Source organism: Halopseudomonas sp., assembly GCF_041579695.1.
In the GTDB taxonomy this organism is placed as follows: domain Bacteria; phylum Pseudomonadota; class Gammaproteobacteria; order Pseudomonadales; family Pseudomonadaceae; genus Halopseudomonas.
In genome coordinates this window covers 1-1,631 of sequence record NZ_JBFGFI010000204.1, presented here as the reverse complement: position 1 = coordinate 1,631, position 1,631 = coordinate 1, and the positions used below count along the sequence as shown (strand labels likewise).

Genomic DNA, 1,631 nt, shown 5'->3' with positions numbered 1-1,631 from the left:
GCTGAGCATATGGTCGGCATCATCCAGAGAAATGAAACTCTTGGGATGCATCGCGGCCTGATAGATCGCAGCGGCCTCGGCAATATCAACCAACTCGTCGACCGGCGAATGAAAGATGATCAGCGCCTTGCGCAGAAGGCCAATGTGCTGCGCTGAATTCCACTGCTCAAGATCGGCGAGAAACTGTGCCTTGACCGTAAACGGTCGGCCGGCCAAGTCCACGCGAGCGTGGCCTTGGCGCTCAATCTCGGCACGGTCATCGGCAAACAGATGCATGAGGTGGGTCGCCGTGGACGGCGCTGCGATCGTTGCAACGGCCTCGACACTGTCTATCTGCTGCGCGGCAGCCAACACTGCCGCCCCGCCCAGGCTGTGACCAATCAACAGACGCGGAGCAGTGTAGTTTTCTTCTAGGTAGGCTGCGGCAGCGAGCAAATCCTGGATGTTGGAGGAAAAATTGGTGTTGGCGAATTCACCGTCGCTGCTGCCCAGCCCGGTAAAGTCAAAGCGCAGCACCCCGATACCCTGATCAACCAGACGCCGGGCGATACGCGACGCGGCGGCGCTGTCCTTGCCGCAAGTAAAGCAATGGGCAAACAGCGCCATCGCGCACGGTGCGTTCTGGTCTGGCATCTCGAGCAACCCCGCCAACGAGTCACCTTGCGCGTTGGGAAATTCAAATCGGGTTCGTTTCATCGATTTCTCCCTAAATTAAGACAGTAAAGCACGTCACGCTTCCCGGCTGCGAGGTACTCCAGCTATCCTTTGCCTACGACTGCTCGCCGGTATAATGCGCAGCTGAACTGGATAGCGAGCTCAACATGGAATTTTGGCACATCGCCTTGATTATCGGCGGCGGTTTTGCAGGTGGCGCGATGAATGCTCTGGCGGGAGGCGGAACCTTTTTCTCCTTCCCGGCCTTGCTCGCTGCCGGCATCGCGCCGGTCAGCGCCAACGCCACCAATGCGGTTGCGCTCTGGCCGGCGAGCCTGTCCACCGCCTGGGCATTGCGTCGCGAACTACGCGTGCTGCCGCTGCATGCCTATCTGCTACCACTGGGCTTGGCGGCGATGATTGGCGGCCTCGGCGGTGGCATATTGCTGCTGCTGACCAGCGACCAGTTGTTTTACCGCCTGATACCCTGGCTGCTGCTGCTAGCAACGCTGCTATTCACCTTCAGCAAGCCCCTGGCAAGACTGGCCGCAGGCAGCCGTGAGCGCTCAGAAAAGCTTCGCCTGGGGCCGCTGGGATTCATCTGTCAGTTGCTGGTGTCGTTGTACGGCGGGTTCTTCGGGGCCGGCATGGGTATCATGATGATCGCCAGCCTGGCCATTGCCGGTCGCACCCAGGTGGTAGAGATCAACGCGATCAAGAGCCTGCTGTCATCGGTCATCTACAGCGTGGCGACGCTGACCTTTGTCATCGCCGGCGCCGTTCACTGGCCCGCGCTGCTTATCATGCTCACCGGGACCATCGCCGGCGGTTACTTCGGCGGCAGGCTGGCCCGCTGGCTGCCGGACGCGTGGCTGAGAACCCTGGTGATTTTGATCGGCTGGGGGCTGAGCCTGTTTTACTTCTACAAAGTGTATGGCTGATTGACCGCCCCACCACCCTTGTATAATGTTCAGCCG

The 1,631-nt window shown here is 60.0% G+C and carries 2 protein-coding genes; one reads left to right on the top strand and one right to left on the bottom strand.

What is annotated here, in order from left to right:
• The coding region (locus tag ABYA88_RS16420) for an alpha/beta hydrolase family protein (RefSeq protein ID WP_373188454.1) at positions 1-696 on the bottom strand (696 nt) is incomplete at its 3' end.
• 125 nt (positions 697-821) lie between these two features.
• On the opposite strand from ABYA88_RS16420, the gene ABYA88_RS16415 reads away from it, so the two are divergent.
• Positions 822-1,595: a sulfite exporter TauE/SafE family protein gene (locus tag ABYA88_RS16415; protein WP_373188453.1), complete on the top strand. Its 774-nt coding sequence runs from the start codon at positions 822-824 to the stop codon at positions 1,593-1,595.
• The last annotated feature ends 36 nt before the right edge of the window (positions 1,596-1,631 follow it).

What these genes read in the sequence shown, in the direction of transcription:
- ABYA88_RS16415 (WP_373188453.1), top strand. Translation starts at nt 822, where the DNA reads ATGGAATTTTGGCACATCGCCTTGATTATCGGCGGCGGTTTTGCAGGT.